This window comes from Veillonella sp. CAG:933 (genome assembly GCF_000431435.1).
In the GTDB taxonomy this organism is placed as follows: domain Bacteria; phylum Bacillota; class Negativicutes; order Veillonellales; family Veillonellaceae; genus Veillonella_A.
The window spans coordinates 1-9,100 of the sequence record NZ_HF986226.1 but is presented as its reverse complement, the minus strand read 5'-3'; the positions used below and the strand labels follow the sequence as shown (position 1 = coordinate 9,100).

Here is a 9,100-nt window from a genome sequence, read left to right as displayed (position 1 = left end):
GAATTTCATCGCCCGCTTTTACAATATTAAGTTTTACGCCGCCTACTTTATTTTCTTTCAATTTGCCTTCGATTAAACCGCAAACAAGGTTAGTAGCATATACCGGCACATTGATTTCTTTCAAGAGATACGCCAAGGAACCGATATGGTCTTCATGACCGTGAGTGATAACTACGGCACGTACTTTATCTTGGTTTTCAATCAAATAACTCATGTCAGGGATGACAATGTCAACGCCCGGCATATCGTTTTCAGGGAACGCAAGACCTGCATCCAATACGATAATATCATCGCCATATTGGAATACGGTCATGTTCTTACCGATTTCACCGAGACCGCCCAACGGAATAATCATGAGCTTATCTTTTTTGCTCGAATGATGTTGATGATTCGCATGTGCATCACCATTGCTGTGGGATGTGTGACGGCCATTAATATTGGCACGATCGCCGGTATTTTTTTCATTGCGATTGTTATAACGTGTAGAGTTAGTACGATTATTCGTACGGTTGTTGGTACGAGCCGGTTTAGCTGTGCCTTCCGCATTAGCCGCAGCATTGGCAGAATTTGTGTTCTTACGACGCGGTGCGGACTGTTTAGCGCCTTCGCCGGATGCATTCGTTGTACGGCGTGTGCTTGGTCGACGAGTTTCCCCGGTATTGCGATTACTATTTGTGCGACGCGTGGTGCGACGAGTGGTTTCGCCGCCCTGTTGTGCTTGATCGGCACCTGTCGTTTCAGTAGCCACAACATTTTTAGCTACCGGTGCTTTTTTCTCAGCCGCCGGTTTAGGCTCATTAGCAGTATTATTGCTTTGGCCTGTTAATTGATTCAATAATTCTTTTAACATATATGTATTACTCCTCCTAAATTTTATATTTCCTTAAATATATACCTTAATCATGTACGTCCGTCCGGAGTATACCTATTCTCCGCGTTCCTTTGTGGGATGTACGTAAAAAGATTCACTCGTTCATTATTAACTTGTCATCACATAAGCGTATGGATGCAACACAAAAGCAAGGACCGTTCTTTGTAAGACACGCCTCTTCGTCTGCAAACTGCTTCTGTAAAGTTAAAGGGTAAAATGTGAAAAAACTGCACGATTACACATATTGTGTACCTGAAAAAAGAGCCGAATTATGACTCTTTGCACATTATATTAACCCAAAGCCGAACAAATATCTTACGAATAGTATACCATAAGTCATATAAAACGAAAAGAACCCCCGACAAATTAATCGAAGATTCTCTATATATAAAACTTTTTTATTCTATGTCTTTTGCGTATACTAACCGGCGCTTACACTAATTTTATGCCAAGCAACACGTCTTCGCCCTTACATACTGTCATTAACGCTCAATCGCAGCCTTGAACTGCTCGCGATACTGCTTGGCGCCGCCATTGGCAGGATGCCGCAGTGCATGAGCCACAATGCCCTGCCGCGCCAAAATATCCGCCGACTTGCGCCCTACGGCACAAATAATCTGTCGGTCACCATTGTACGCTTCAATCAAGGCCATTAAGTCCTCGGTAAACTGACCGCCGATAACAATTTCTGTCTCCGTAGGCGTGCGATTCGTCAAAGGCTGATTCGCTACATGGGGATGAAAAGGAAAAATATTCCACAATATAGCATCATAGGTAGAGATATTATTCTCCAAAAGAGCTGACCATACTACCGTATCCGTCGGTTCGTTAAACCCTTCCAAGCGTTGTTTATTATTAAGCAACAATGGGCTATCGGCACGACTCGTCCGTTTGCCTATGCCGTCCGGCAAAATCATAGCGGGTTTCACATCATTATGAAAACCGAGGAGCATGCGCTCACAGGTAATGGCAATACCGGAAAAGCGCCCACCCTGATAGCCTACGGCTTCAGCCACAATAAGATAACGGCTTTGTTTTAAGCGTGCTCTTAAATAACTCTCTAATTGCTCCCGTCGCCACTGAGGCGCCGCCTGCGATACATCGAGGGCCGGATCGTAATCACGCCACGGATTAAATACCGTATCAGAGCCTTCATAAGCTGCCAGTTTATCTATAAACCGACTAATTGAATCTTTCATAGAACCTCCTCTACGGCATTTAACACACATTTAACACGCATTCAACACACTTTTGACATGTATCTTTCCTGCTATAACAATTTGATAAAAATCCGCCAATCAATATAGTTAACAAACTGATTGTTTATCGTGTTTCGTAAATAAATATCTTATTCTCAACGCGCAACAATTTCACCATTGACGCTAACGAAGATTTTTCAAAATGTCCCCGATACTTTTCAGGCACAAGAATCAGCGCATGAAGTGCTACCGGATTATCGATCGGCATCGGTTCCGTCGGATTTTTCCCCATCGGCAAGCGGGTTGCTTGTCCCTTATCATTCGTTACACTTTGTAAAACTCGTGCTTCATTATTAAGGGCCGCCTGAAAACGCTCCGTCACTTCTTCTACCGTTTGAGCAGGCATCTTGTTTTTACCTTCCCAAGCATTACTACGTTCCTTATTTTTATTAGGTAACGCATCGTCTTCAATTTTAGTAACTTCTTTGTCCGTATAATACACGAGCGACGCACTATAGTCACCATAATAATAGATATCGCCGTCATACTGAGCCACAACAGGTGCATAAGCTACCGATGAGCGTTGTTCTACCAGCGGTTGTATCCCTTCATGAATAACAAGCCCTGCAATGGCCATAGTCATAAAAGTAACTACTACCGGCAGCATATAGCGTTTCTGGTTCCAATACATCAGGCCGGTCAAAATAAAACCGACTACAATCAGTACATACAACAAGTACCAGAAGCCCCAAGGCACATAAAAACTGGCCACGCCCAAAACGAGCCACAAGAAGAAGGCCGGCCCCATAATGAGCCAAGACAACTTACGCGGGCGACCGGGACGCAATATTTTTACAACCCCAAAAGCACCTAAAAAGCTAAACGGTACCAAGCTGATAAATGTATACGTCGGGTACTTAGTGGCCATTAACGTATAGAATAATAATGTCCCCCACCCCATAATCATGGAATAAATATAGAACGGCTGTTTAAAACGCCAACCGTAATACATACCGTATAATACGGCGCCTGTCCACGGCAACGAAGCCAACGGGAACATAACTAAGTAATACCACCAATGATTAGCTTCCGGATGCTCCGACTGGGTGGCGCGCACCACATTATGAAGCCCCAAGAAACCATCAATAAAATCTTGCCCGTGTGTCATGTACATATAGCCGTACCAAGGCATAACGACAACTAAAAAGGCTAAAATGCCTTGCCACGAAAAGATGTAGCGAAGCATACGGCCCGAACGCATTACAGCGGCATATACCAAGAGCAAAATCCCCGGCAATACGAGTGCCACCGGTCCTTTGGTCAAAACACCGATGCCCGCAAAAAGGTATGCCCACACCATAAACAAGGTGCGGCGTTCCGTAAGCCCGCGATAAGCATAGGCCAAGGTGCCGATAGTCGCCCACAAGAGCACCATATCCGTTACGATGCCTCGCGCCAAAATCCAGAATTCAAGGGATGAACCGAGAATCATGGCACTCCACAGCGATACCAAACGACGGCCGGAAATGCTGCGCACTACCTGGTAGAAGAACCCTACCGACAAGGCCCCGAATAAAGCGGCCGGAAAACGAGCAGCAAAATCGGAAAAGCCGAAAATTTTATAACTTAACGCAATAAGCCAATAAATCATTATCGGCTTATCATACCAATATTCATGATAAATCTGTGGCGATAACCAATCGCCGGACATGACCATTTCTTTAGCTGTCAATGCATAGTTCGACTCAACCGGATCGGTAATCGGCAAACTGCCATTGCCGATAGCAAACATGGCGAAGGCGATTAAGAAGCAAATGACGCTCAAGCGATGAAGTCGCATCTAATCCCTCCTTAGCGCTGTGTTGTATTATCCTGCACAGCATTGTCTTTCATTTCGGTTGTTGCCTCATCCGTAAGGTCTGCCTCTTCTTTGGTTTCAATCTTCGAGTCATGAGCAACTGAATTTACACCGTCTGTATCTTGCTTGCGCTTTTTGTTGCGATAGTAACGAATGCCGAAGAAGACCGCAATGATAGCAAAAACAACTATCATAATAACTAAGAATTCATGATTGTACTCAATCAAATCCTGCCAATGTTCACCCAATTTTACGCCGAGCCATACGAGCAAAATCGTCCAAGGAATTGTGCCGAGTAAAGTCCAAATGATAAAACGCCCCATCGGATAACGGGCGATACCGGCCGGGAAAGAAATAAAGGTACGAATCCCCGGCAACAAACGGCCAAAGAACACCGCAGCACCGCCGTATTTATTAAACATTTTCTCAGCCATTTCAAATTTATGTTCATTGAAGAAAATATAGCGACCATATTTTCTAAGCAACGGACGGCCCCCATGTTCCCCCATCCAATAGGATAAAATAGAGCCAACCACACCGGCAGCCGTAGCTACAATCATGGTCATATTCATCTCGAATACGCCTTGCGCAATCAAATACCCCGAGAAGCCCAACACAATCTCACTGGGAATCGGAACATTGGCATTTTCCAATACCATCGTAATAAACATGGCCGCATAGCCGTATGTCTCCAAAAATGAAATCAGGTAATCCACTGTTAATATCTCCTTTTACTTGTTTACAACTTACCAAACTATATTTCTCTTACAGAGTGTGTTAATTTCTCACATTATCTTTTATTTTACCATAATTTCTGTCTTTTTAACACAAAGTTATTACCAAAACGCATAGTTTATAAAAAGTTTATAAATTGTAAAATCCGGTTTAGCAAAGGGTGAAAAAGAAACCTAATTATAAGCTATATCTCAGCAATACTGCGAAAAAAGCCACCGAGTCAACGAATTAACTCAGTGGCTAAATTACTTACTGTTTCATTTTGCTATCATGCAAAAAAAACTATACGAGAACTCTTAGGCTCCGAATACATCTTCCAACACGATAGTCTGTTTACGGTTAGGGCCTACGGATACGATACCGAGACGAACGCCGGTTACTTCCGAAATGCGTTCTACATAACGACGAGCCGCTTCAGGCAACTCATCATAATGACGAATACCGCTAATATCTGTCTGCCAACCAGGTAACGTTTCATATACCGGTTCGCATTGTTCCAATACCTGTAAATCTGCCGGGAATCCTTTAACCGGTTCGCCGTTCAAAGTATAACCTACACAGATTTTAATTTCAGGCAATTTGTCCAAAATATCAAGACGGGTAATTGCCAAATAATCAAGGCTGTTAAGGTCGGCTGCATATTTAACTACAGCCAAGTCTAACCAACCGCAACGACGAGGACGACCGGTTACGGTACCGAACTCATGACCGGTTTCACGGAGTAAATCACCGATTTCATTCAATTGTTCGGATGGGAATGGACCGGCGCCTACACGAGTAGCGTACGCTTTAACTACGCCTACGATATTTTTCAAATAATTAGGACCTACACCGGCGCCTACAGAAGCACCACCGGAAATAGGATGAGAGCTCGTAACGAATGGATAAGTACCATGATCGAGGTCAAGCATAGTTGCCTGAGCGCCTTCGAACAACACTTTTTTACCATCTTTGATGTAAGATACTACATTGTAATTTGTATCTTGTACATATTGGCGTAAACGATCGGCATATTCTAAGTAATCTTTTAAAATTTCATAGTAATCTACCGGTTCGGCGCCATATACTTCGCGCAAAATTTTATTTTTAATCTTAACATTATATTGTAATTTTTCTTTGAAAACTTCTTCGTTCATCAAATCGCAGATGCGAATGCCGATACGATTTACTTTATCTGCATAGCAAGGGCCGATACCGTTCTTGGTCGTACCGATGGATAAAGCGCCTTTAGAGGCTTCTTCCGCTTCATCCAAGCGATTATGATATGGCAAAATTACATGAGCACGATTGGAAATCTGCAATGTTTTAGCACTTTTGCCTTGGCTTTCCAAGTTTTCAATTTCACCTAAAAGAACTTTAGGGTCGATAACTGTACCGGTGCCTACCACATTGATTTTATTGTCATATAAAATCCCACTAGGCAATAAACGAAGCGCAAATGCTACGTCATCAACTACTACGGTATGTCCTGCATTGTTGCCGCCTTGACTGCGAACAACCACGTCCGCCTGTTCTGCTAAATAATCTACGATCTTGCCTTTTCCTTCATCGCCCCATTGGGTTCCGATAACCATACTAGTTGCCATAATATTCAAACCTCCATTTGTATCACATAGTGTCAGTTGTGGTATGGCCTGCTCTAAAATTTGAATTATAAAAGTCTAATTCTAAAACTAAAAAATAGAGACATTATCATACAATTTATTATAACATACCTTTGAAAAGTGTGCATCAAGTAAAACGGCGGAGGTATGGGAAACGGAGAGGCTCCTCGGCTAAGGCTTGGTTTTGCTTCGCAAAAAGACCCTCATCCGAGGACCTCTCCGTTTTCTCCCAAAGACCTCTCGTCGTGTTTATGATGCTAAGAGGGTGGCTTGGAGGAAGACCCTTTTACCGCAACACCTCGCCGCTTCGTTCTTAACCGCTCATACAACAGCAGATCTCTCGGCCATCGCTTAAAGCCTCTCATCGTGTTTATGATGCCGGGGAGGAGGTTTTTTTATGGCACTATAGTGCATGAATCTATAAAATGAGCTAAAATAATAGAAAATAGCAGTAAGTATTTGAATGTTATTCTATAAATTAGCAAAGGCTGTGGCCGTGCACTACCACAGCCTTATATTTCAATTCCCTATGTATTCTCATAGCAAGGTGATCCAACCCATGAAGAAAAAGGAAAAACGACGCCAAGAGCTCATAACTATATTAAATAAAAGTATGACACCGCTGACGGGTGATGAATTAGCTCAGAGTTACGGGGTTACACGACAGGTAATCGTGAACGACATGGCCGCTCTCCGTGCCGCCGGTTATCCGATTCGTTCCACCGTAAAAGGATACGAAATCAGCAAAGGGCCAACGCAGGGCGTTTTACGCACCATAACCTGCCGTCATAAGCCGGAGGATGTAGTGACGGAATTACACACAATTGTCGCCATGGGTGGCCTGGTTCACAATGTATCTGTCAACCACGACGTGTACGGGACGCTCACTGCCCCCTTGTTAATCAAAACAGACGACGATATTGAGGCCTTTTTAAACAAACAGAAAGATTCTACCAGCGGTTTGCTCTCCCGATTAAACAACGGTCTCCACACCCATCTGATTGAAGCACCCACGCCCGACATAATGGATCACATCATCAAAGCATTACAGGATTTACACATAATAGTAGCATCGGACGCATAACTGTCCGGTGTTTTTTCATATAATCATCTTGCTTACTTTTTTCAAAAAAAGCCCTTGCTATCTGAAAGTTATTGCTGTATAGTTAAAAAGTATACACATTGCTCAACTGTATACTTTTTATTTTTAGGTATTAGAAACAGGGGATGACTCGATGATTATTAATGAATTGAACACGATGAAACCTAATCGCTTTCATTACAAACTTTTACTCATTGCCGGCATCGGCTGGGCTTTTGACGCCATGGATACGGGCATTATTTCCTTCATCATGCCGTTATTAACCAAAGAATGGCATCTCACGGGCACAGAAATCGGTATGCTCGGCAGTGTAGGTCTCTTGGGCATGGCCATCGGCGCCGTATTGGCCGGTGCTTTAGCGGATCATATAGGTCGTAAAAAAATCATTACTTGGACCATGTTACTGTACGGTATTGCCACGGCCCTGTCAGCCATGGCGCCTAACTACGAGTTTTTGCTCGTCTGTCGTTTATTGGTAGGCCTTGGCCTCGGTGGTGAACTCCCTGTAGTAGCCACCTTGATTACCGAATATTCACCGCAAGATTCCCGCGGCCGTTTCATCGTCATGCTGGAAAGCTTCTGGGCTATCGGTTGGCTTTTAGCGGCCCTCATCGCCTATCTCATCATTCCGATTTACGGTTGGCGTATCGGCCTTGCCATCGGGGCCTTACCGGCCCTCTATACCGGGGTCATTCGCTCCCACATGCCGGAATCCTTACGTTATCTGATTAAACAGCAAAAACTTGACCAACTGAACGCAACCATCGCTCAAGTAGAGGCAGCTACCAAGGTTCCTCTCACGCGTTGCACCAAAGACGATTTAACTATGTTAACCGCCAACGACTCTCGACCTACCCTTGGCACTCTTTGGAACAAACAATATGCCTTGCGTACCTGCATGTTATGGATTACCTGGTTTGGCATTGTTTTCAGCTACTACGGCATTTTCATGTGGCTCCCTTCGTTAATCTATCAACAAGGTTTTACCATTATAAAATCATTCGAATACCTCTTAATCATGACCATAGCACAATTCCCGGGCTACATTTCAGCAGCCTATTTAGTTGATAAAATCGGACGTCGCTATACCTTATCGCTCTATTTATTATGTAGCGGCATCAGCAGCTATTTCTTTGGTCATGCCACCTCGGAAGCCATGTTATTGACCTCCGGTATTTGCATGTCATTCTTCAACTTAGGTGCCTGGGGTGTTATTTACACTTACACACCGGAATTATATCCTACCGAAATCCGTGGCCTCGGCTCCGGTTGGGCCGCCGGCATCGGTCGTATCGGTGGCATCATCGCCCCGTTTTTAGTCGGTTTCCTCCTCTCCCATGAAATGCATATGGACGCTATTTTTTACCTCTTTGCCTCTGTCTTCGTCATCATTGCACTCGTAGTGTTGAGTTTTGGTAAAGAAAGTAAAAAACAAGCATTAGAAGGAATTAAGTAAAACGGCGGAGGAATGAAGAAGTCCTGAGAAGCTCCTCAACTGAATAAAAATAGAAGTGGCGAGGTATCACGTCCAAAGGCTTGAAGGAAGACCCTTTTACCGCGATACCACCTCGCCACTTTTTTCTATCATCTCATATCAGCCGCGGATCTCTCAGGGCTTCGCTCAGCACCTCGCACCGTTCACTATGACGGAGAGAAGAGAAATGAAACAGCGCAAGGTTATATAGAAAAACCCGAGAAGTGAACCGACCCCTTAAAGTTAGACCTAAAAAT

6 protein-coding genes and 1 pseudogene are annotated in these 9,100 nt (G+C 43.9%); 2 read left to right on the top strand and 5 right to left on the bottom strand.

The window, feature by feature from the left end; genetic code table 11:
* From QZL64_RS11200 to QZL64_RS11180, 5 genes and pseudogenes are all read right to left on the bottom strand, one after another.
* The coding region (locus QZL64_RS11200; protein ID WP_296309580.1) for an MBL fold metallo-hydrolase at positions 1 to 850 on the bottom strand (850 nt) is incomplete at its 3' end.
* Between the two features lie 503 nt (positions 851 to 1,353).
* Positions 1,354 to 2,070, bottom strand: a complete 717-nt coding sequence (locus QZL64_RS11195; RefSeq protein WP_021842064.1) for a uracil-DNA glycosylase — start codon at positions 2,068 to 2,070, stop codon at positions 1,354 to 1,356.
* A 124-nt stretch (positions 2,071 to 2,194) separates the two neighbouring features.
* Positions 2,195 to 3,910: an ArnT family glycosyltransferase gene (locus QZL64_RS11190; protein ID WP_021842063.1), complete on the bottom strand. Its 1,716-nt coding sequence runs from the start codon at positions 3,908 to 3,910 to the stop codon at positions 2,195 to 2,197.
* Between the two features lie 149 nt (positions 3,911 to 4,059).
* Positions 4,060 to 4,644, bottom strand: a pseudogene (locus QZL64_RS11185) (DedA family protein); the annotation flags it as partial.
* Between the two features lie 315 nt (positions 4,645 to 4,959).
* A complete protein-coding gene (locus tag QZL64_RS11180) occupies positions 4,960 to 6,249 on the bottom strand; it encodes an adenylosuccinate synthase (RefSeq protein ID WP_021842061.1) in 1,290 nt (429 codons plus the stop codon).
* A 577-nt stretch (positions 6,250 to 6,826) separates the two neighbouring features.
* Here QZL64_RS11180 and QZL64_RS11175 point away from each other — a divergent pair.
* Both QZL64_RS11175 and QZL64_RS11170 read left to right on the top strand, forming a co-directional pair.
* Entirely contained in the window at positions 6,827 to 7,351 is a 525-nt protein-coding gene (locus tag QZL64_RS11175; RefSeq protein ID WP_226974600.1) for a transcription repressor NadR, read from the top strand.
* Between the two features lie 151 nt (positions 7,352 to 7,502).
* A complete protein-coding gene (locus QZL64_RS11170; protein WP_021842059.1) occupies positions 7,503 to 8,825 on the top strand; it encodes an MFS transporter in 1,323 nt (440 codons plus the stop codon).
* The last annotated feature ends 275 nt before the right edge of the window (positions 8,826 to 9,100 follow it).